At 53.4% G+C, this 22980-nt stretch carries 18 protein-coding genes and 1 pseudogene; 11 read left to right on the top strand and 8 right to left on the bottom strand.

Features of this window, described 5'->3' with window-relative positions; all coding sequences use genetic code 11:
• The first annotated feature begins 45 nt into the window (after positions 1 to 45).
• From ACYQZ5_RS06365 to ACYQZ5_RS06345, 5 genes are all read left to right on the top strand, one after another.
• The gene (locus tag ACYQZ5_RS06365) at positions 46 to 1929 is read left to right on the top strand and encodes an ATP-binding protein (protein WP_379730383.1); all 1884 of its coding nucleotides are present in this window, start codon (positions 46 to 48) and stop codon (positions 1927 to 1929) included.
• A 59-nt stretch (positions 1930 to 1988) separates the two neighbouring features.
• On the top strand, positions 1989 to 2900 hold the full coding sequence (locus ACYQZ5_RS06360) for a DNA adenine methylase (RefSeq protein WP_379730381.1): 912 nt from the start codon (positions 1989 to 1991) through the stop codon (positions 2898 to 2900).
• Between the two features lie 752 nt (positions 2901 to 3652).
• A complete protein-coding gene (locus ACYQZ5_RS06355) occupies positions 3653 to 4375 on the top strand; it encodes a hypothetical protein (protein ID WP_379730380.1) in 723 nt (240 codons plus the stop codon).
• On the top strand, positions 4375 to 5265 hold the full coding sequence (locus tag ACYQZ5_RS06350) for a hypothetical protein (protein WP_379730379.1): 891 nt from the start codon (positions 4375 to 4377) through the stop codon (positions 5263 to 5265). The genes ACYQZ5_RS06355 and ACYQZ5_RS06350 overlap by 1 nt, the downstream gene beginning before the upstream one ends.
• Positions 5266 to 5364: 99 nt before the next feature.
• Complete coding sequence (locus ACYQZ5_RS06345; protein WP_379730378.1) at positions 5365 to 8205, top strand: DEAD/DEAH box helicase; 2841 nt, start codon at positions 5365 to 5367, stop codon at positions 8203 to 8205.
• 13 nt (positions 8206 to 8218) lie between these two features.
• On the opposite strand, the gene ACYQZ5_RS06340 is transcribed toward ACYQZ5_RS06345, so the two are convergent.
• The gene (locus ACYQZ5_RS06340) at positions 8219 to 9280 is read right to left on the bottom strand and encodes a transcription initiation factor IIB family protein (protein WP_379730377.1); all 1062 of its coding nucleotides are present in this window, start codon (positions 9278 to 9280) and stop codon (positions 8219 to 8221) included.
• A gap of 104 nt (positions 9281 to 9384) precedes the next feature.
• Here ACYQZ5_RS06340 and ACYQZ5_RS06335 point away from each other — a divergent pair, with 104 nt between their 5' ends.
• The 4 genes from ACYQZ5_RS06335 to ACYQZ5_RS06320 are packed head-to-tail and all read left to right on the top strand — an operon-like array spanning position 9385 to position 13565.
• Positions 9385 to 10809, top strand: coding sequence for a DEAD/DEAH box helicase family protein (locus ACYQZ5_RS06335; protein WP_379730375.1), 1425 nt, complete (start codon positions 9385 to 9387; stop codon positions 10807 to 10809).
• A gap of 53 nt (positions 10810 to 10862) precedes the next feature.
• A complete protein-coding gene (locus ACYQZ5_RS06330) occupies positions 10863 to 11039 on the top strand; it encodes a hypothetical protein (protein WP_379730374.1) in 177 nt (58 codons plus the stop codon).
• The gene (locus ACYQZ5_RS06325) at positions 11036 to 13111 is read left to right on the top strand and encodes an AAA family ATPase (protein WP_379730372.1); all 2076 of its coding nucleotides are present in this window, start codon (positions 11036 to 11038) and stop codon (positions 13109 to 13111) included. Before ACYQZ5_RS06330 ends, ACYQZ5_RS06325 begins: the two co-directional genes overlap by 4 nt.
• 1 nt (position 13112) lies before the next feature.
• Positions 13113 to 13565 carry a hypothetical protein gene (locus tag ACYQZ5_RS06320; protein WP_379730371.1) on the top strand — a complete coding sequence of 151 codons (453 nt, stop codon included), beginning with the start codon at positions 13113 to 13115 and terminating at the stop codon, positions 13563 to 13565.
• A 594-nt stretch (positions 13566 to 14159) separates the two neighbouring features.
• On the opposite strand, the gene ACYQZ5_RS06315 is transcribed toward ACYQZ5_RS06320, so the two are convergent.
• On the bottom strand, positions 14160 to 15089 hold the full coding sequence (locus tag ACYQZ5_RS06315) for a transcriptional regulator TbsP domain-containing protein (RefSeq protein WP_379730370.1): 930 nt from the start codon (positions 15087 to 15089) through the stop codon (positions 14160 to 14162).
• A gap of 83 nt (positions 15090 to 15172) precedes the next feature.
• A complete protein-coding gene (locus tag ACYQZ5_RS06310; protein ID WP_379730369.1) occupies positions 15173 to 15634 on the bottom strand; it encodes a helix-turn-helix domain-containing protein in 462 nt (153 codons plus the stop codon).
• Positions 15635 to 16282: 648 nt separating this feature from the next.
• On the opposite strand from ACYQZ5_RS06310, the gene ACYQZ5_RS06305 reads away from it, so the two are divergent.
• A complete protein-coding gene (locus ACYQZ5_RS06305) occupies positions 16283 to 16513 on the top strand; it encodes a DUF8139 family protein (protein ID WP_379730368.1) in 231 nt (76 codons plus the stop codon).
• Positions 16514 to 16604: 91 nt separating this feature from the next.
• Here the strand turns inward: ACYQZ5_RS06305 and ACYQZ5_RS06300 are convergent.
• Positions 16605 to 16733 (bottom strand): annotated as a pseudogene (locus ACYQZ5_RS06300) (DUF6884 domain-containing protein); the annotation flags it as partial.
• A 144-nt stretch (positions 16734 to 16877) separates the two neighbouring features.
• Positions 16878 to 18125 carry a hypothetical protein gene (locus ACYQZ5_RS06295; RefSeq protein WP_379730367.1) on the bottom strand — a complete coding sequence of 416 codons (1248 nt, stop codon included), beginning with the start codon at positions 18123 to 18125 and terminating at the stop codon, positions 16878 to 16880.
• A gap of 65 nt (positions 18126 to 18190) precedes the next feature.
• On the opposite strand from ACYQZ5_RS06295, the gene ACYQZ5_RS06290 reads away from it, so the two are divergent.
• Positions 18191 to 18400 (top strand): hypothetical protein, encoded by a 210-nt coding sequence (locus tag ACYQZ5_RS06290; protein WP_379730398.1) that lies wholly within the window; start codon positions 18191 to 18193, stop codon positions 18398 to 18400.
• Here the strand turns inward: ACYQZ5_RS06290 and ACYQZ5_RS06285 are convergent.
• From ACYQZ5_RS06285 to ACYQZ5_RS06275, 3 genes are all read right to left on the bottom strand, one after another.
• Complete coding sequence (locus ACYQZ5_RS06285) at positions 18397 to 20475, bottom strand: RecQ family ATP-dependent DNA helicase (protein WP_379730366.1); 2079 nt, start codon at positions 20473 to 20475, stop codon at positions 18397 to 18399. The genes ACYQZ5_RS06290 and ACYQZ5_RS06285 overlap by 4 nt on opposite strands.
• Positions 20476 to 20630: 155 nt before the next feature.
• Positions 20631 to 22289 (bottom strand): ATP-binding protein, encoded by a 1659-nt coding sequence (locus ACYQZ5_RS06280; RefSeq protein WP_379730365.1) that lies wholly within the window; start codon positions 22287 to 22289, stop codon positions 20631 to 20633.
• Positions 22286 to 22963, bottom strand: coding sequence for a DUF8166 family protein (locus tag ACYQZ5_RS06275; RefSeq protein WP_379730364.1), 678 nt, complete (start codon positions 22961 to 22963; stop codon positions 22286 to 22288). The genes ACYQZ5_RS06280 and ACYQZ5_RS06275 overlap by 4 nt, the downstream gene beginning before the upstream one ends.
• Positions 22964 to 22980: the final 17 nt, after the last annotated feature.

The following is a 22980-nucleotide window of genomic DNA, read 5'->3' as shown; positions in this document are numbered from 1 at the left end:
AGGACCGAACGCTTTTCTACTGGACGATCACAAAACAGATTAATAATGGCTCAGCGGCACGAAGATTCTGCTCCCCAAAGGGCTCGACTTCTACCGACAAAGAATACTCTCACCGCACTGAAATCAGACGTTAATCTAGAATCTGCCTGTCTAGAACTCTGCGATAATGCGCTTGACGCGTGGAAGCGGACAAACAATCGTCAGGGTGATATGACGATTGATATTGACGTCAACCAATCTGGAAAGGCAACGACTCTAACGATTCGAGATAATGCCGGTGGAGTTCCGCGTGAAGATGCTGCGATGTTGTTTGGCCTCGGCCAAACCGCAAAGGAACACATCTCTGGTTCAATTGGAACCTACGGTGTAGGGGCTAAGAAAAGTCTTGTTAATTTAGGGGTCCCTTTTGAGATTTCTTCTCGTGCGTCAGATGCCAACGAAGGATGGTCATATAGAATCACTGATGAATGGTTTGAAGATGATCAGGATTGGACAGTCCCGATCCGTGAAAGGAAGGACATCGAACCAGGGGTTACGGAAATCAAGATCGAGGATTTGAATTACGAATGGACTGACGAGACGGGAGAACTTCTTCGGGAAGAGCTTGGTGAGGCCTATAATCTATTCCTAAGTGATGAACTACAATGTTACCACGGGAACAGCTATAATCTCACAATTAGGGTAGATGGTGAATCTGTTGACCCCGAAGGTATCCCGAACTGGTCATTCAGTCCCTTCGATGGAATCCACCCACGCCGATTCGAAAACATCGAAATAAATGTTCCAGGGATGGACGAACCTGTGACCTTACATATTACGGTGGGATTGCTAACAAAAAAGGACGCTCAAAACTCTGGGACGGATATCTACATCCAAAAGCGAAAAATCGCCTCTAATCTCCGTGGCACAGAAGGTGGATTCGGAACAGGGAAAGAGTCGCTTGGCCAATTTAGTGCCCGGCATGAACGACTGAAGATTATTCTTGAATTGGAGACAGAGGGTGATGGCCAGAAGTTGCCATGGGACACGCAGAAATCCTCTATCGACCCACATAATCCGGTTATGCGCGGGTCAACCGATACGCGGGGTGTTTACAATTGGGTTCGGCGAACGGTTAAGGACTACTTCAATTTAGACGCCGACAAGGTGGCGACGGCCTTCGTTGAACCGTACGACTCTGAGAGCCAATTTGCAGTAAATGATGGATGGCCGGTCCGACTAGACTACTCTAATAGGACTCGCATCGTCACCGATCATCGACCCGACACAGATCTGACCGAAATTGAAGATATCAAGAAGCAAGCGGCTGCTCACGCTACACTACGAATATCCTGCTCAGATGTCCTCGACTCATGGCAGCTTCCGGCATACAAGAGCCAGCTAGATCGAGAGACTGACCGGAATCTGGATAATCTCGTCTCAATATCTGAACTCCCACCAGATCATGTGGTAGATGACCCCCATGAAGTGGCTGGCCGGATTAATGAACTTGCGCGGATTCATCTTGAGAACGGTGTCTATTATCCGGACGAACTAACGGAATGGCAGGAACCTCGCTATCGGGAATACATTGAACGACAGGAAGAAAATGTCCCACAGCGACAGGATATTAAACAGGAATTGCCAGCCACACCAAGTGAGATCGGAACAGATCAGAATGAACTGAATTCAGATCCCAACGATGTTGGTCCTACCGGCTATGTTCATACAGATCGGACCGCGGATAAAAAAGTAAAAGACGAAACAGCTGAGATTTTCCTAGTTCTTGGGGGTGAATCAGACGATGAGCGTGGAGCAAAAGTACTCGAGTTAAATCGCCCCGAACTTTGTCGCTTGCTTGGCATCGAGACCGATGCTGTCGATGAAATCATCTGGGGTAATCTTGAGATGCAATTCAAAGAATTGGTTCAGGACACCCAATCTAAATGACCTGAGGTGATCGATACCGAGCGGTTTTAACCATCTCCGAATGTACGTCTCTTTACTATATGGCCGACCCTATTCTTGCGTGGGCGGGTGGAAAGCGCCATATTCTAGATGATATATTGCGGCGTCTTCCGCCAAAAGATAGATTCGATACCTATTTCGAGCCGTTTTTTGGTGGGGGTGCTGTCTTCTTTGCATTAGAACCCTCTAACGGAAATATAAATGACATCAACTCTCGTCTGATGAATTTTTATGAGCAAATCAGGGACGGGCCAGAGCAAATTATTGAAGCAAACCGCGAATTGGACGAGGAGCTAGAAGGGCTTTCTGAGGGCGAACAAAAGGAGATCTACTACAAATATCGCGACGAGTTCAACTCACTCCGAACGGAGTCTGGTGAGTGTAAGGACAAATTCCGGGAGGCAGTCCTCATGCTGTTCCTGAACCGGACTTGTTGGAATAGTCTCTATCGAACAAATCAGGATGGGGAATTCAATGTGCCAATGGGGTCACGGTGGACGCGGATATCTAACATCGAGGACCAAATTCGCAAGAGCTACCGCGTTCTTCATGATACGAAGATCCATTCTCAGGACTTTATGTACGTCCTCGACGAGGCTACCGAAAATGACCTCGTTTTCTTCGATCCACCATATCCAGAAGAGTCGAAGACGGCGCAATTCAACCAGTATGACCCCAGTGGGTTCAATGAAGCTGAGCAGATCAAGCTCCGTGACTTAGCTTTAGAATTAGACCGACAAGGCACGGACGTACTTATTACGAACGGACCATCTGCTGAGGAATTATACACAGAACACGAGGAGTTCTATAGTCGGTTCCATATTAGTCATATCGAGGGTGAACGGCGGATCAACAGCGATGAAACCCAACGAAGTGGGATTGGTGCGACTGATATTATCGTCTCCAACTTCGATCCATTTATTCAACAACGGACGTTCGACGAATATCGGTAAGGCAAGGCTGTAGGATCTACGGTACATACTCTGTTTCGCAGAACAATGGACCTCCCACCGGGTAAACCCGATAGCGTCCGCTATACTACTCCTGACCTTCTGTTCAGAGTCCCCATACAACTTTCAAAATCGTTCTCTAGCTGTTGGAAAACTCGGAGATTCGAGCCATCTTTTCGGGATCGGGGAGGTTTCAGCATCTGAGGTATTATCGGATGGTTCTTCTAGGCTATTTACTGCCTATAATGATTGGATGGAGTCGGATACGTATCGTGAAGAAACAGGATGGGAATACAGTGACCTATGTATCAACTAGGACGGATAAGTCACAACGCATCGCGCGATATATCGAGCAGACACTTTCGCTGGATCTGGAATAGTTCTTCTGTGGAAGACAGGCGCTGAGCAGGTGTCCAAATTCAACAGGTATTGATGATTGACAAGTTGATACTGCCCGGTGTAGCGGGTTATATTGACAATGGTTCGAAATACGAAAGCGCTTTCCGACTAACCATTATTTAGTTCGACAGATGGGCACGCATGACGATCTCTCCCCTGGGGACTCTTGGCCTCATCACTACCGAGGATATCGGCTAACAGTTAGTCCTGACAAGACGATCTGGTGGCAGCTCTACAATGGGACTGACCGACTCGAGTTAGAGCCAGGGTACGCGGAAATCGCAGAGAACCTCCTCGACGAAAAACGCCAAGGAGGGCGCATTCACGTCACTGAGCAAGGTGATGTCCTCACGCGTGTGGAGGACGACGATGAATACTCAGGTGTCTATCTTGGTAATGTCGACCTAGATGGACATCTCCTCCCGGAAGGACAGTCAGAGTATCGTGTACCTGTTCGACCGCAAGATCTCGAACCTGGGGACCTCTGGCCGAGTGTCTATGATGGAGCGAGATATTCCTTCGTCGACGAACGTGTCTGGTGGAACAACGGCTCCACGAACCGACGTCATACCGTCGACAACGGACTGCCAGCATCCGTCCTCGGGCGGCTGCAACAATACAAACGGCAGGGTGGGTCATTCCGGATCACACCGTGGGGTGACGTAATTACACTCATCCCGAGCCATCCGGCTCCGAACCTCGTTCAAGAGCAATTCAGCGATCTTCCACGAGTCGTCCAGAACATCATCAAGCTCCGGAAAGAGCGGGGCGTCGAAATGCTCCCAATCTACATAGGCAACATCGGGGATTGGTCCCCGGAACTTTCCGACCCCCGGTCGCTTTCGGACGCTCTCTCAGAGGAGGAGCAAGAAGATCTTGCGTCGTGGGCAAGTAGTCTCGGTTCAACTTCAACGACAACAGCAAGCAGTCACAAGGCTACCAACGGTTCTGATAGTGGCGAGTCGTCTTCGGATTCAAGCGGGGCAGAAGAATCTGAGGATGACAATGAACCCCGCCCCGAATTCGAAGACGATCCCATGGACTGGATTCGACGCGATATCGAAGGAGGACCTGAGTAATGGGTGCAACGCTGGAACCAGATTCGACGACCGTCCCGATCGCAAATGGCCAAAGCGTCGAAATCCAGGCCGGTGATCCGTGGCCGTCTGCCTATCGCGGATCAAAATACAGTGTCATCGATTCTCGAAGACACAACAGGACTGTCCTCCAGTGGAAGTACCATGACCTCAACGTCATCGTCGAACCGCCGGAAGGTCTACTTCGACAGATGACCGAGTTAGGCAAGTCCAGAGGCAGTGGCAAAGGGTCCATTCGTATCACTGCCGACCGTGAAGTGCTTACCAAAATCCGCCATGGCAGCTACGTCAACGCATCAAAAGCCCCGGCGGATTCCGGTTGGATCCCTGTTTATCTTGGGAGGCTCAATGGGGATCTCGGATTCGACATTGACAACGACCCTGATGTTTCTGAGACGACGGTCTGGGGCGGATTCCCCTTCAACCACGGTGAAAGATGGGCCGTTAGCTACGATGGCAACCTCATTTGGAAATGGCAGGATTACCGCTTTGAGTCTGCCTTCGATCACCCGGAACTCATCGAGGCTTATGAGCAGTTCCGAACGACTGCCGGTCGACTCTACATCAACGAGAACGGCCACGTGTTTGTAAACGTTCCAAGACAGGAAGTCCCGTCGTCGATGAAGACAAAAATCGATCAGATATACACTGATTGGCAGTCGAGGGCGGAACGAAATGGCGACCAGGCAGCCCGGCGACTAGTCCAGCGCCGATTGAAGGTTACTGGTGATGGGGATCCAGAAGCGGGACACCTGCCACTTTACCTTGGCCACCTCTCGACCTTTGATGATGGCGCTATCCCCCGCCCAGTTGTTGAAGACGAGACGTATTATGTTGCCTGTGCCCGAGCTGAGGAACTCTCCGACCAATAATCGATGACTCGACGGTTTCCGACTCCGATTATCGGCGTTCCAACGGACGTATCCCGATATCGAACCGTTCTGGATGTCCTTGCTGACGAGTCCACAGGAATGGACTGGGAGCGCTTCAAGGAGCGATGTCACGAGCAGATCCGGAAATCGGATGGCGATCGATATTCGGTTTCCTATATTCGTCGGATACTGTCGACGTATGCTGAAATCGGGGTTATTGAACGCGAAGATGATGTTGTCCGAGCGGCGCCATTCGCGGATGAGTACCGGTCCGGTGAGATCCCATTTGCGGAATTTCTCTGGAGATGCCTCAAACGCAGTTGGGTTGCGAAAGCCAAGAAGCCGGAAGGTATTGAGGGTCTCTCGGCGGTAATGGAAACGGTTGAGGATACCTCAGGCGGCCTCAAATTGGGCGAGATTGAATCCCGACTAGCGGCCGAAGACGACTACGAGTTCAACGATCAGGGCATCCGTGGATATCCAGACTTGCTAATTCTCCTGAGAATATTCGAGAAGGAGGGCCACACGTACTCGATAGCAGACTCAGAGACTGTTAAACGGTATAAACGTCGGTTCCGATCGACAGACGTCTTTGATACCCTTGAGGCACATCTGAAGCGAGAGGGATCACTCGTCACGCCCCCTAGTGACACGGCAAAGCGGGATTTGATGAAGTACTACATGTACCGTGAATCGGGGGGCTGGTCTAAGCGGGGCCAGTGGTACCGGACGTTTTGGAAGGATTACCTCAAACCAGAGACTCGGAACGGAAACACTGGATCTGAACTCCGCCGGAAAGACAAATACCGAAATGTCGATTCAAAGCGAAAATCCCTCCGTGACCAGATCGTTTCCCGGTATGATTCCTTCGAGAGCCAAGATCTGAGTGGCCTATCGACCAGCGTTCTAGAGCGAATTGAATCCGCAAACTCGCAACAAGAAGCTCATCGGATCCAGTTGTCCGCAGGGAGCGGCATGTCGAAAGCGGATCTTGAACTCCTTGCTACAGACGATCGCCCTGCTTACACGTTTGATTCGGAATTCAGCCTGTACGATTGGCAGAAAGAAGCAGCTTCCGAATGGTTCCAAGCTGGGCAGGGCAGCGAAGCACAATCTGGTATTGCACAGGTAGTGACAGGCGCAGGCAAGACAGTCATGGCACTGGAGGTTGTTCGAAGGTGGCTTCAACAATCCGATGAGGATCGTGTGGTGACCGTCGTTGTCCCTACGAAGGTCCTCATGCACCAGTGGCTTACAGAGCTGGTTTCGACACTTAACGTCCCGATCGACGATATCGGATGGGCCGGCGGCGGAACGAAACACAACTTCGAGGACTGCAAAATCCTTGTCAGTATTGTCAATAGCGCCGTTAAAGACGATTACCTCGGCAATGCATTGGAAGCGGTTGGAACACCAGAACATCTGCTGATCGCCGATGAGTGCCACCGCTATACTGGTGATAAATTCTCCAATATCTTCACCTATCCACGAGCGGCTTCCCTCGGTCTGTCTGCGACACCCCTCTCTCGTGAAGATGACCTAACGGACTCCGATAAGCTCCTTCTCAGGGAGTTGGGAGACATCTACTATCGGCTCCGCTATGATGAAGGTATCAATCGAGGGCTTATTCCCGAATTCACTATCCAGTATGTCGGGTTCGACCTTGCAGGCCCTGAACGGAATGAATATGAAGAGTTGTCCCGGCAGGTTTCTGATGCGGTCAAGGAGATCCAAGAGCGATACCAGGGGCGGCTACATGAACTCCCGGGCGGGTTTTCACAGAAACTTCAGACCATCCGCAACGAGGTCGAGGGACCAACTGGTGCGATTGCAGACTACTTCCGATTCACACAGGAGCGTCGCGAGTTAGTAGCTAATGCCGTCTCTCGGCAGGCGATTACGCTTCAATTACTGGACAATGCGGTGGAGAGAGGAGACAAGACCATCGTGTTTCAGGAGCGTATCGAACAGCTTGAACAGTTGGTCGCCCCGTGGGAGCACCGAGGTATCGACGCCGGGACAAAGGAGGTCGCCGATACCGAATCGGCCTCTCGACAACGCCTCTACCAGACGTTCGACGGGTTAGAGGAAGTCGATCAGGAGATCGAGAACCTATTCGCACAGTCGGATTTCTGGCCCGTGATGTACCACTCCGGCCATCGACGTGACGTCTGGAACGATATCTCGATGGACTGGTTCCGTGAAGACGACATGGCTAACGTGATGTTGAGTGTGAAGGCATTGGTGGAGGGCGTCGACGTCCCGAGCGCAGACGTCGGGATCGTCCGTGTCTCCAGTAGTAGCATTCGACAGCGTATCCAAACCCTCGGCCGAATTCTTCGGACGGGAGAAGACGCGAGTCAGGAGTCGACGTTATATGTTCTGTATGCCCGGGACACCGTCGATGAACGGATCTTCCGTGAATACGACTGGAAAGAAGAATTGGCGAGTGCGAAAGTTGAGCACCGGGTCTGGGAGCGTGACGATGACTCCTTTACGTCAGGGACTATTCGGCCAGCAGAACCCGATGAACTCCCACCACGACCGGAAAAGGTTCCACCTGCTGAAGACCTAGACTTCGGTGAAGTCTACGACGGTCCGTGGGAACAGGCCCGCGAATTGAGCGTCGACAGTCGGGGGAAACTATTCAGGAAGGGCCGGGCCGGACGCGAATATCTTGAGCCGGGCCCCCTGGAAGACGCCGTCGAGTTCGTTCTTCGGGAGAAAGGAGGCGGCCGTATCAAGATCACAGAACATGGATTCGTCCTCTCATTTATCGATGGTGAGCCGATCTTCCTCGGCACCGTCGACGACGATTACGAATTCCAAGAAGAGGACACCCCTACACGAATAACGGACGATCCAGAGACTGATTCTCAAGAAGATTCTTCCAGCAGTCTAACTGAAGAACCCGATGATTATGACGATATCTTCGAGTAGAGTTATGGTAGCATTAGGACGGAGGAGTCACTGCCTGTAGCAGGGATACATTCGAACGAATATCGTCGGTTTTCACCCCGGATAGTGCTTTCAGCGTTGAATAATTGAGATCGTAATCGGCTCGCCGTGCACCGACCATCACTATCGCCATTCCCCACCGTAGCGGTTTCTCGTCCGGTTCATCGTCAATTTCTTCCGACTCGTGAACCAACTCTTTGGACTCATCAACAAAATCGAGTACAAAACGGATTTCAGACCTGACCTCGGGCTGGAGCTTGATACGGTCGATTGCCCATTCTACGACCTTTGTGACGTCATCTTCTGGCCGTTCAATCTCATTTACTACTTCACGCTGCTCTTGGTAGCGATTACGAATTGTTAACTCCGACACTTCTGCGACATCGCTGATTTCTGACTGCGTTATATCGTAATCCTGCTCCCTGCAAGCGTTGTAGATTGCAGCTGCCGCCAGCCCAGTTGGACTTTTTCCACTTGTGATTTCTGCTTCATTACAGTAGTCCAGGATTTGCTTTGCCCGAGGACCGACTGCTGGAACAAGATTCAGTTCTTCACAAAACCGGCCTACGTACATCGAGGCGTCGAAAAACGCAGTTGGGTCGAGCCCTAGCTCTGAGACGATTTCTTTCGATGTTCGCAACAGGATCTTTCTGGTAACCATCTCATTACTCGTCCGAACGATATCTTCCGGCGTAATGGGGTACTCGTTGAGCTTTGCGGATGAATAGACTATCCCGGCGACAACAAGCTCAATGAGGAACTCATCTGTGGTTGCCGTATACTGTTTGAAGGTTTGTTCAGCCATCTGTTTCACACTCTTTGGAAGATCGAGAGCTTCACAATACCGGTCGATCTCACGGTTGGCGAGCTCAAGTTGCCGCTCCGCGGTTACCCCATGGCTCGGATGCCAATTCGACACCCGCTGTTGCCAGGTGGTAGGACTATCAGCGGAATCGCTACGTGGCTCCTCAGGAGGATCTTCCAGTGAGATACTATCTGGAAGGAGCTGATCGAGCTCCTGGTCAAATTCCTCATTTAGCTCCGAGCTATCTGCCATCCCCAGACATATGTTCAGACTAGACAATGAGCTTGCTGGTAGTACCACTTCCCCGGTTCGCTGTCCGATAATACTAGTTTAGCCCCCACCAATTGGACCATATCGTGACCTCTGAGTTTACTCGCCCAGATTGGGTGGAAGAACGACCGTATCAATCCCGTGCTGTCGAACAGTGGGTTGACGGCAATGCTCAGGGGATTCTCAAAATGGCTACGGGCACGGGGAAGACTATCACCTCTCTTCTCGCTGCCGAGCATGTGTCGAATGTATTCGATGGAAATATCGCGCTAATTGTCGCAGTTCCATATCAGCATCTCGTAGAGCAGTGGGCAGAAGATGTGCGTGAATTTGGGGCCGACCCTATCCTGGCCTATAAGTCACGAAACTACTGGCAAGAGCCGTTCCAACAGCAGGCTCTAGCGTTCAATACTGGCGCCCGGGAGACCTTTACCGTCATTACAACTCATAATACGTTCGCTACCGAGGCGTTCCAAAGCGAACTTAGCCGAATCAGCCAGGCGAATCAAATGCTGATCGCTGACGAGGTGCACCACATGGGCGCTCCACATCTCAAATCAGCTCTCCCAGATCAAATCCCAATGCGGATGGGTCTCTCGGCGACGCCTGAACGGTGGTATGATGAAGAGGGAACCGAGGCGCTGAATCAGTACTTCAGTGGTGGTGTGGTATATGAATACTCTCTCGCGGAAGCAATCGAAAATGGCGCACTATGTGAATACTACTACATTCCGCATATTGTCGAATTGACCGATGAGGAGGCGTTGGAATACGAAGAATTGTCAAGCAAAATTGGTCGGCTCGCCTCGCGTATTGATGATGATCTAGGGGATGCTGATCTACAGTCGAATTACAAACTCAAACAAGCGCTATTCAAACGCGCTCGACTGCTGGGAACCGCTGAAGGGAAACTCGAACGGCTATCGAGACTTGTCCCCGAACAGGGAGACGTTCACCATATGCTGGTCTACTGTGGTGACGGTTCTGTTGAGAGGGAATCTAGTGGCCGGACGAAGCGGCATGTGGATGCAACAGTTGAATTGCTCCGGAAAGACTTGGGTGTCAGAGCTAAGCGGTTCACGGCTGAGGAAGACCAGAACGAACGGGAAGAGTTGCTGGCCGAGTTCGAACGCGGTGATTTAGAGGCCCTCGTTGCGATTCGCTGTCTCGATGAGGGCGTCGATGTTCCAGCGACAGAAACCGCCTATATCCTCGCTAGTTCATCCAACCCTCGACAGTTTGTCCAGCGCCGGGGACGGATTCTCCGACCACACAAGAACAAGGAGTTCGCAGTGGTCCATGACTTCATCGTTTCACCACCGCAGCGCCTAGCGGATGGTGATGGCCCAGTATTTTCGGCTGAGCGGTCCCTCGTGCGGAAAGAGCTAGAGCGAGTGATGATGTTCGCTGAAAGTGCCCGCAACCACCCAGATGCTGATGTTGATGGGATTCCCACCAGTGAGGCAAGCCTCCAAGACCTCAAACGACGTTTCAATTTACTCGATCTCTGAGGGGTGTTGAGCTCACACAATGGTTTAGTAAGTTGAGGACTAGAATCTAGGCTATGGCATCGGGTGCATCCAGCGTTGAGGGGGTCTCTGAAGAAACGCTTGAATTCATCAAAGCTCGTGTTTTGGAGAAGGAAGAGGAATTACTGGATTACAAGCGACCACCAAAGATTCGTCCTGATCTGAAGGAGATTATCGAGCAGGAGATCACTGAGGAGAACCTACAAGAATGATCCTGAAATCGCTCGAAGCACGGAATTTCAGACAGTTTCGTGATATCGAATTAGAATTCTCCACGGACTCTGATCGGAACGTCACTGTCATCCACGGGCAGAATGGCTCGGGGAAAACTACTCTCATGAACGCGTTCCTGTGGGGCCTGTACGAGGATCTCCGCTCACTTGAGAATCAGGACCAGCTCGTTAATCAGGGAGCGTTTCTAGAAACCGACCCTGGTGAGTCGGTTCAGATAGAGGTTGTTCTCGAGTTTGAACATGATGGCCGTCACCACACGGTGACTCGCCGACATACAGTTCAAAAGCGGTCCGAGGACGACCAAATTGGACAGGTTATCGATGAAGAACTGACGGTCGAATATCTGAATGAACAGGGGGAAGTCGTCGAACCGAACACAGAGTTGCGGTATATCCGGCAGATCATCCCCCGTGATCTCTCAGACTTGTTCTTCTTCGACGGCGAGTATATCAACGATCTCAGCGGCATCGACAATCAAGGCGAAATCCGTGAGGCAATTCGGAAAATGATGGGCCTCACGATTTTAGATCGCTCGACTGACCACCTAGAATGGGTCGAGAAACAGTTCCGGGAGGAGCTCCAGAACGCTGGAGGAGCGGAACTTCAGGAGCTCATTAACAAACAAGAAAGCAAGGAGGAGGAACAGCAACAAATCGAGCAGAAGCTCGAAGACAAGAAACGGAAGAAGGCGAGGATTCAGGAGGAAATCAACGATATTTCTGCCGTTCTCGAACAACTCGACGAAACCGCTGAGCTTGAGGAGAAACGGCAGAACCTCCAGGATCGAATTTCTGACCTCGAAGACCACAAGCAGTCTATTAATTCGAAACTGGAGGCGCAGTTATCGAAGAACGGCTTCCTCACCTACGCGATGCCGGCGTTCAAAGAGACGGCCGAAGATCTGGATGAACTCCGTGAAGCCGGCGAAATCCCGAGCGAACTAAGCAACGAATTTGTCGATGATTTGTTGGAGTCTGGAGAATGTATCTGTGGTCGTGAGCTCGTCGAGGGAACACCCCACTACGAGGAGGTCAAAGGCTACAAATCGACCGTCAATGCTGACGGACTCGACCAGACGGCTATCAAGCTAATCAGTCACTTTACTCAAATCGAATCGGCAACAGAGGAGTTTAAAAAGGATACTGACGAGCTTATCGAAGAGCGTGAGCGGGTCGATGCGAAAATAAATGATCTTCGTGGAGATGTTGATGACATCGAAGTCAAGATCGAAGAGCTAACCGACGATTTCGACGACTATGCAGATGAAACGGGGATTGACTGGGATGAGCAGGATATCCAGTCCCCGAGTGACCTTCAAGCAGCTAGACAGGAAAAACAAGAGGAAAAGAGCTCTGTTGTCAAAGAAATCGGCAAGTTGGAAGACAAGATCGAGATTCTTGATGAAGAAATCGAGGACCTCCAAGAGGAGATTGACGCCGCAGAATCCGAAAAGCGGGAGGCAAACTTAGCCAGAAAGCGGATGCAGACGGCGAAGGCCGTTCGCCAAGACATGGAAGAGACGTACGAAGGCTTCCAGCATACTGTTCGCGAACGGGCCAACAAACGTGTCTCTGAGACCTTTGAGGACGTGATCACATCCGACTATGAGGCCCGAATCACCGATGACTTTGGGTTGAAAATTTACGACCCCAACTATGATCAGGCGCTTCCAGTCAACAAATCTCGGGGGGAGCGCCAGGTTGCGAGCCTGTCGTTCATTGGAAGTCTCGTCGATATTGCCAGGGAACGGTACGAGGCTGAAGAGGACTACAAGTTCTTCAGTGGCGGTATCTACCCAATCGTGATGGACTCTCCCTTCGGTAGCCTTGACAACCAACACCGGCGGGATGTTAGCGAAACGATCCCCCAGCTCGCAAACCAGGTTATTGTTCTGGCGACTGACTCGCAATGGGAGGGTCCCGTGAAAGAGAGCATGCTGGACAGAATCGGTCGCCAGTTCTACCTTGAATACGAGCAACACGGTGGAGCACACGGAACGCCAATGACAACGGTCAGGGAGGAAACGGTGGCTGCAAAGGAGGTGCAGTAATATGGCAGACGTTCGAATACATTACCGGAAGACCGACATTTACGAACGACTCGTGGACGAAGAGGGGATATTCGACAGCTATGTCGACTTGTTCGTCTTCGCAGCATGTCGTGGATACGCCGAGGGTGAACGCGATCAGTCGGATTACAAAGGCGATGCCGAGATGCTCTGGATGCACTTCGGAAACAAAGATTTCCATCGTGCCGCTGCCGCCTGTATCGCCTACCAGACGACGAACGATCCGAACTCATTGATGGACCACGAAGAGCAACTAGATATTTTAGCACAATATGCCTCCGCTGGGGCAGACATTCTGCAGGATGATTACGGTGAGGTCAAGGGGTCGCCATTGAACAGTCTCCTGAACGACGTGAAGCAGTACGAACCTGATTCCGATGAGGAGGAAGGAGGAGTTTCCGCACTCGAGAAGCTGCGGAAGGACATGAATATGTAGTACACCAGGACTCCGATTATCTCACTACCTGTTGTCTAATTTCTCTGACGGGACATTGATAGATCTCTCATACTGCCACCCAAATCGACCGTCGATACATTCATCCCACCATTCCTATGATGTGTTTCGATCCAACAGGCCCGCGCGATTGATGAGCTTTACAATTTCGTGCCAGATTTCGATATTGCGATCTCTACAGAGGGACCGCTAACGCTCATTCTAGACACGCGAGTTGATGAGCTTCAACTTGGTCGCATACTGCGACGCCAAGGAGTCATGCATCCGGTGGGATGGAGTTTGGACAACGGAACCATGACCTCGCAAAAACAATTGCGGAGGAAGTACCTGACACCGAACTAGGCGATCGAAGGCCAGCTTCTTAGGTTCTTCAATTCGATCGACGGTGACTTCATCGCCAAGGAGAACGCACACTTGTCCCTCGAGACAGATGTAGGTCTACCTAATAGCCGGGATTATCACCCTATTAGCGGTTACCGAAACTAGTGTGCAATCAACATTGGTCATTGTCTGGATATCGGTCTAGATGGTTACCTGGCCATACGGATACAGCAAGGCTGCAATCTCTGGGTTTCGTCAGCTCGATTTTAATACGTCCCGAATCTCCTTTTCCATCGTAGCGAGGATATCTGACTCCTTACCGGGCTCTGAGTCGGTTTCTCCAGGGTTCGAACTTGCAGTGTCATCGGCTTTTGTTGGTTCAGAAGATTTGAGGTCCTCTCTATCGGAGCGAGACTGCATCGATACATCCAGTTCCCTGCCATCGGGAGCCTCGGCGATCTCTACCCTCTGGACATCGTCTGACAGATGAAGTCGTTCCCGTGGTCGCCCCACCTCAACGGGAACCGATTCGGTCACGATAACGCCGTCATCCACCAGATTAGACTTTCGCCGTGAGATAGTGGCTTTGCTTGCTAGACCAATATCTTCCGCCCACTTCCCAAGGTTATATTGGAGTGCTCCACTCTGTGCGGCCGCAATTACGGCAACCGATACTTCATCTAATGCCCCCAGCTCCTCAAGATGTGCTGCCAGTATGAGTCGTTCAAATTCGAGCCGTGTGTTTTCTCCAACTTCCTCTTCAAGTCGAGAGAGAATGGTTTCCCAGCCAGGAGTATCGAACTGAGCTACTGTAGCCTCTGTAGCCAGTGAATCGAATTGCTCGACGAGATCCTCGAACTCCCTATCCCGCGGTACATCTACGAGCTGTCCGACCGAACCGAGAAGAATTCTAAAATGGATTGTATCCTCAGAGATTAGTAAGGTCGGTAGCTCACTCTCTTCGATACCATAGACGGAGAGTTCGGATTCGTCTATCAACTGCCGGAAAAACGAATTAAGCGGGAATGTGTTTTTTACCTCATCAATAGTTGACTGGGGAATTAGAATATCTGCCCCCTCCACCGAGATTGATTCAAGTGATTCGAGGATATCGGGCACCGAAACTGAGCTAGCAATGGAGATTCGACCATCTACAAGTGATTTCTCCACACTTATTGCGGGCATTATATATCTTGTCGGGGGTTGAACGCTGAAAAAGATACTCCTGAAGGAACCAAACCATTCACAGTAAATTAGGAAGTGCGATTTCAGAACTCTTTGAACTCTGCGTTTAGTTGAGCAAGGATGTCCTGCTCTTCTTCCGAGTCAGATCCTGCATCATCCTCTCTCTCGTCGATATCCAATTCCTCGAAAATTGCTCTGAGTGTCGACGCCCGAGGGTTCACGTCGTCGTTTTCGATCCGTGAGATCAGTGGTTGAGAAACGTCCGCGGCATCGGCGAGTCCCCCTTGTGTGTATCCTGTACCCTTTCGGGCATCACGGAGGGCTCCAGGCAACATCACGGAGATGTCCTTGGCGTCAATGGGTAGCTGGGCCTCATTCAAGGCGGTTACAATACAATGGACCGATTCAAGGGTAGGGTCAACATCTCCGTTTTCGATACGTGCTATCAGTGGCTGTGACACTCCCGCCTCATCTGCGAGTTCACTTTGGGTCATCCCCCGTTCTTTCCGAACATCTCTGATTTCCTCACCAGTCGGGATTACCACATCCCCCTCATTGGCTTTTGGATACAATTACATTTCGTTACCAGTAGCAGTCGACAGGAATGGGCTGAAGAAATATGGTAGCAAAAGGGAAACCGAGAGAGTTTGTTGGTTTTGATGTGAAGAATCGGCCATGAATTGCCGAAAGAGACGTTGGACATAGCGAATGTTGAATATTGAGAGCGTGATTGGACAGTGAACCACCGGCGGCGAAGCCGTCACGGGCTACCGTTGATGGGTCGAATATCAGAATCAACGGCGAATAGTCTCCGTCCTATATTTCGTTCAGTACGGCAACACTGGAATCGAATGTGGTGTGTTTTCACTAGAGAGTACCCCGTACAATTGAGTTAATGCTATGTCGATGTAGATCGGTTACTTGCTTGCCTGAATCGTTTGGTTGCATGCTAGCCGGGGACAACAGACCATTGAATAACAGTCTCGATGAGAGATATACGTTTAAGACCGTGATGCAATACCGATGCTCTACCTCGAGCTAGCAATTCGGAAAAGTGAACCGTGCCGTGGTCATCACACCTTCGTAACGATACTCTCGATCCCGAAGGGCACCGTGTCGTTAACGCGCTACCCAGTATAACGGGGATTACCGTACCATAGTGCTGATAAGTACTGATTTCATCGCTAGTCGTAATGCGACGGTTTTCGAAAGGTGATCGTGTCAGGATCGATATTCCTGATGAGAGTGATCCCGAACATGACGAGTATCACGGAGTGCATGGCCAGATCGTCACTGTGTTCAAGGATGATGCGGCGAGTGTGACCGGGCAATCGCAGGATTCAAAGTTGTATCGAGTTGCACTGGAAACTGGCGAAGAGGTCGATTTCCGCGGGCGGGATCTCCGTACACCAATCGATGAATGACGGTTCTAACCGAGTACCGTGAAAGAGATGGGAGTGTTTGGAGTTGCGTGAGAATAATTTTCGCCCACTCGAATTTTCGTTCGACTGATGCGCGGCTTAGCGTGTCGTCGTACGGTTCGATCGGTGGACCGTTAGGATTGATGACTCCGTGTTTTGTGGAGAGGATGTACCAGTCATCGTGGTTCTCAATAGCGAATTGGTGTGCTTTCCGGAAGAACACTGACTCGTCGTACAGGTCCCGTGGCGGTGCGGCGTGGCTCCGCTCGCTCTTCGTGCAACTAGACGAGCCCGATTTCCATACTGAGACGCGTAACGCCGACCAGAAATAAGTCAGGTAGCGGTCGCCAATAGAACGGGTGCAGTGTTAGTTCGTCGCGGTGCCAGGTTTGACTGAGTGGGCTAACGCCCACGGGTTCGAGAGGACTTCGTCCTTGTCGTCTGTCCCGGCGTCTGTAAGCAGGCCGACGTGGTACAGGTGGTATTTGAATTGGAAGTGGATCCCAGATTTGTACACGGTCGGATCAGCCAATGCTGATTCGTCGATGTCGCCGTCGGGGCCGAGGACGTCTGCGCGTCTGGGTTGGGTGAAGAAGACTTCGACGGCGAGGGGTTGGTTGATGCGGCAGGCTTCGCGGGCGACGGCGTCGATTGACGGGTGAGTAATGCCGCGGTTGTGGAGTCGTTCGAGGGATTCGATGATGAGTTGTGTGGGGTCGTATTGGATGGCGACTGACCGGGCGAGTTGCGCCCAGCGCGGGGCGAGTTCGGTGAATCGGGTGGGTCGGCCTTTCCACGATGCGAATTCGTCAAGGGCGGCGGTGATGCTGCCGTGCTGGTCGCGGGCGAACCGGACGGCGTCTGCACCGAGGTGGGTGAGCGTGTCCCCGTCGGGGTGGTCGGCGACGAGGCCGAGGAGGAGTGCACCGCGGCGACCGCTCGATACACTGTTGATGACGTTGTCAGTGTACACGACTCGCGTGTCTTGGTCGGCGGCGAGTGCGAGGACGTACCCGAGGTAGTTTTTCGGGTGGTTGACGGGGAAGCTGCCTTCAGTGAGGCGGTGAGTTGTGGCTTGGAAGCGGACGGCGTCGATCGTCGTTGAGAAGTCACCGGCACCGGTGACGCGGGCAGGTTCGATGAGTGTCGCGTCGGTCGCGGTGTCGACGGCGATAACGCCGATGTTGAGGTCGCGTGCGAGGGCGCGGGCCGTGTCGGTAATCGCTTGGGTCGGGGCGGCGACGTACCCGAGGTTGGCTTCGCCGAGGTGACTGTGGGCTTGCGTGATCCCGGTTTGCACGTCGGCGGCCGTCGGGTCGGTGTTGTCGCCTTTGGCTTCGATGACGGTGACCGGGGTTGTAGCGGCGTTGGCGTTCAAGACGTCGACGGTAGGCATGCCGACGCCGAGCAAGTCAGGTTCGCCGTCTGCGAGCCGGATCGTGTTGTACGGGGCGAGGCGACGCCGAACGGCGTCCGGGATCGGCCAGTCACCCCACGTCGGTTGCGTGAACTGCGTTTCCGTGACGGCGTACTTGTTCGAACGGTTGTCGAGATCCGGGTAGAGCGTGTCTTTCGCCGCAGCAAGAACCGCAGGTTCCGGGAGTGACGCGGCCATTAGGTACGTCATTTCCGTGCCAAGCTGATTAAACCGGGGGTATCAGGTAATCAGGAGAAACCATGATGCGTTCCGGCACGTTGTTCACGTCGGACGAACGCAGCAAAGAACCGACGTGCGGGACGTACGACGCCTGTGCGTTCCGGCTGCAAGCGTTCCAAAACATCGGCGCCGAGGACCCGATCGAGTACGCTGAGCGGCCGGGCTATACCTCAGAAGAAAAACCTGCGCCGACACGCTGGTACTTCGGAAACAATAGTCAAAACCTCGGCTAGAGGGACATTTCGACTTCTGCTAAGGCGAACGGGTGGACTGTTCCGCTCCCGTCGTCTCTGAGTACCATGCTTGCTTCAGTGAGTGTCCAGCGGGAGTCGACGATGTCGTCGATCAACAGTACGGGTTCGGACATCACGGGCCCATTCGTATCCATACTTCCATCGATGTTCCACCGTTTCTGATACGAATTGGCGAGTTCGTGTTGCGGCTGTATTTCTTCGGTCTGTTCGAGAATGTTCAGGTACGGGAGTCCCAGTTCGTCTGCGATTCGGTCGGCGAGTGACGATACTTGGTCGCTGTTCTCTCGTGTTGGGATGGCTGTCACCCACTCAGGTGCGGGAGATGGATCCCACGTTTTGATCTGTTCGACGGCTGCGTCGACGAGGTTATCGTCGTACTGATCACTGCCGCGCTGTGCTTTGACGCGTGCCCCCCAGCCGGGGTCGCCGTACGTACACAGTACACGCCCGTCTTCGGGTTTCCGGCTCTCGGAGATTTTCGACCGGCCGTTTTCCTCGGGCATGTAGTAGCGTGCGGATATTTCGCTGGCTGCTTCCTCGCGGTAATGCTCGACTGCGTCGTCTACGAGATCGTGGTTCTGCACTGATCGGGGGACGAAATCCCCTGCACAGTTAGCGCACTGTCCGCAGTTAGTGTCGAGTGACCCGTCTAACTCGTCGTCGATGAATCGGGTCAGGCACTCGTCGGTGGCGACGAACTCTTGAATTCGTTCGAGTTCGTCCCAGCGGTGCTGGGTGACGGATTCGATTCGGTCGTGGTCGTACGACCAGTCTTTGCTCGTCCGTTCAAACCCGTTTTCACCCTTGATGATCGCGTTCTCGACCCGGAGAATGTTCAGGCAGGTTGTCGCTGCCTTCCACGCGACATCCACTCGCTTCAAGAGTTCGTACTTGTAGAGTTGCTCGTCACTATTTTCGAGCGTAGTGAGAACGGCGTGGAAGTCTTCCGGGTCCGGGAAGGCGTTCTCGATGAAGTACTTCGCAATACGGTCGTCCTCGTCGCCGCTCAACAGGACGGCGTAGGATTCATCGAGGTCACGTCCGGCCCGGCCGATTTCTTGGTAATACCGGATCAGGTTCGGGGGGCGCTGGTAGTGAATCACCCACCCGAGATCGGGTTTGTTGAACCCCATGCCGAGTGCGTTCGTCGCAACGAGCGCATCGACGTCGTTGTCCATCAGTCGGGCTTCCAGCGCTTGGCGTCGGTCACCGTCCATCCCGCCGTGATACGGTTCGACGTCGTACCCGGTGTTCTGCAGCCACGCGGCGACGGTTTCGACCTCACCGGTCGTCAAGCAGTAGATGATTCCGGCATGCTCGAAGCCGCCGATATTCTCTGCTACCCACGCCATGCGTTCGGCCCGCGAGTCGAGTTCGATCGTTTGAATGTGGAGTGAGTCGCGGACGAGTTCACCGCGGATCGTGTGGAGGTTTGGGACTTGGTCGGTGATGTCGTCGACGACGCGGTCGTTCGCTGTTGCGGTCGTGGCTGCGACGGGGATGTGGTCCGGGAAGTTCTGTAGGATCCGTCGAATCCGCCGGTAATCAGGGCGGAAGTCGTGCCCCCAATCGGAGATGCAGTGGGCTTCGTCGACGACGAGGAGCCCGAACTCGTCGTCCATTTCGAGGAGAATATTCTCTCGGAACTCCGTGTTCGCCAGGCGTTCAGGCGAGATCAGGAGGATGTCGCATTCCCCGTTGACGACTGCTTCTCTCGCCTCGTCCCAGTCCTCCGTGTTGTTGGAGTTGATCGTCCACGCGTTGAGTCCGAGTTGGTTCTCTGCGTCCTGGATTTGGTTCCGCATAAGGGACAAGAGGGGGCTCACGATGAGCGTCGGTCCCGCGCCCTGCTCTCGGAGCAGCTTCGTGGCGATAAAGTAGACGGTGCTTTTCCCCCACCCAGTCCGCTGGACTAACAGAAGTCGTTGGTTGCGATCGACAAGCCGGTTGATCGCCTCCCATTGTTGCGGCCGGAACTCGGCGTCAGGACTGATGCTCCGTTCAAGTAATGCTTGGGCCCTCGATTTGAGATCGTCGCCCGTCCCGGTACCCATCGATACCTGTGTAGTCTCGATGTCTCATCATATACTTGGTGTTCGATTGAATTCGGGCTAGTGGTTTCGACAGCCTCTGGTAACTTCTCTAATTCCCGAATCCTAGTGGATTCGTTGGTCGATCCAGATAGACTGTAGAATCTTGTCTATCTCGCTTAGAGGAGTGTGTCGTCAACCTCTTCGTCGTCGTCGTAAGCATTCGTAACACCCCGCCGCTGTTCTTCTTTGTGTTCGCTCCAACTGTCCCGCCACTCCTGCGTCACGGGGAGGCTTTCTGCTCCATGTTGGGTGTGGCGTTCTCGTATCCGAGTCAGTACGGGCGTGTTCATTGCGTCGCCGGCGATGACGGCTTGGCCGGGTGTTAGTCCGGGGAGTTCGTCGAGGACGTCTTCGCCGGCGCTTTCGACGGATTGCCGGATTGCTTGCTGGTCGTTCGGGTTCTGGATTTGCATGATGATTTGCGTGCCGCACTGGGAGAGGACGTCGGCGTCGAGTTTGGATGGGCGTTGGGAGATTATGCCGACGCCGAACCCAAATTTCCGGCCTTCGGAGAGGATTGTTCGGAGGATGCTGAGTGATCGCGCATTGCCGTCGGGTGCGAATCGATGGCCTTCTTCGAGGAGTGTGAACAGGGGGAAGTCGAGTCGGTCGTCGTCGCCGCGCATCGCGTCTTCGCGGGCTTCGTAGAGTTTCCGGAGGAGTGCGGCGGCGAGCATCTGCTGGTCTTCTTTTGACAATCGGTTCAGTTTGAGGACGGTGACTTGCCCTGGGGCAACGAAGTCGGTCAGTTCGTCGCGGGCAGCCCGGACGAACAAGTCACGGTCGAGCGCCCGATGAAGTCGCCATTCAAGCGCATTTGCTGTATCGCTGTTCTCACCGTCGACTTCGTAGCATTCAGTGACGATGTCGTGGACGCTGATGTCGTTGCTCTCCTCTTGGAGGTTCCGCCAGGCGTCGTGCAGGACGTACTTCATCTTGTCACTCGGGCTGTCGAGCAACGCGAGTAAGTCGCCGTAGTTGAGGTCGGGGATGGCGATGTTGATCTCGTCTGGTTGAATGATGTTGACTTCGGGTGTGTAGTCGTCGTCGCGGAATACTGACGCGTGCTCGTCTTGCCGCATGTCCGGGAGGGTGTCGTACTCGCCGTGCGGGTCGAAGATGAGCATCGCTGCCCGTGACTGTGGGCGCATCATTTCTTCGATGATGACGCTCGCCGTGTACGATTTCCCGCTCCCCGTCGAGGCGAGGATGGCGAGGTGGGTTGAGGAGAATGCGTCGACTGGGAGGTAAACGTTCGCGTCGCCGGCGGGGCGGTTGAGTAGCCACCCGGCGTGGGCGATACCGCTGTTGCTCTCCCAGTCGACGTTCGGTAGGACGGCTTCAAGGAACTCGTCGGCTGCGAGGTAGACTCTTGACCCGGGGGCGGGGAGTGAGCGAGGGTTTGCAAACGTCTCCAAGTCGGCGTCGAAGTACCCGATGATCCGGGCGGTCACTCGATCGATTTCGATGTCGCCACTGGGAATGCCGAGTGCGCCGGCGATCGCCTCTGGTTCGACGGCCGGGTCAGCGAGGAAGTCACCGGGAAGGCCACGTTCCTGTTCCGTGTTCGTGACGCGAGCGAGGATGTCGCGTTGGTCGCCCTCCACGACGGTGTCGGACACGATGAATTCGCCTGTCCGGACGTCGATGTCGTTCGGGGCGATGAACTGGAACTCGTCGGCGGAGTCGCCGGGCTTCTCGACGGTCCCGATGACAGTTTCGGACGCAGCGGTGACGTCCCGTCCTTCGGGTGGCGTGGGGACGTTGTCGGTCATCGGAGGACCCCTCTGTCGGCGTTCGCTTCCCAGCGGACTTTCTGTTCAATGACGTCAAGCATGTTTTCGTCTGCTGGCGTGTCGGTCCTGAGTCGATCGATTAGGGAAAGTGTCACTTCGGCCCCGAAGCGGTCAGCAGTCGAGATGAGTCGGTCGTAGTACTGCACGTGAAGCGCGTCGTTGGGGAAGTGGAACTGCCTGAACCCTTCGGGCGAGAGTTTGGAGATCGGGTCGTCGATGTCGAGGGTCCATCGCGGCATCGCTTGTTCGACGGCTGTGAAGTCGTGCCCGTCCCCATTGGGGGACGGTGAGAGTTGGGCGAAGCCGAGGAATGCGACGCCCAGCAGCGTTCGCTTCTCGTCGACGTACCCCGGCACGAACATTTCTTGGTCGGGGTTTGAGAGGCGTGGGCCTTCGCGTCCTTGGTCAGGATCGACGAGTTGTGAGTCGTACACGACGCCGACGACGGCATACTCGTCACCGCGGACTGTGGTCGTACTGTACACTGGCTGGCCGAACTCGTAGTCTTGTTTCTCCGGCGGCCGTTCGCGTTCGCGTTCCCGGTACACTTCGACGACGTAGTCCATTTGCGACCGGGACTGTGCGACGGTGCCGAGTGTAAGGTCGTGCTCTGTGAGTGCTGGGTCTTCGGGAGGCGGGGTGTTTTGGGTCATGGTTGGTGTTGGGTGAG

The sequence above is a fragment of the Halolamina salina genome (genome assembly GCF_054653455.1).
This window is presented reverse-complemented; position numbering and strand designations above follow the sequence as displayed.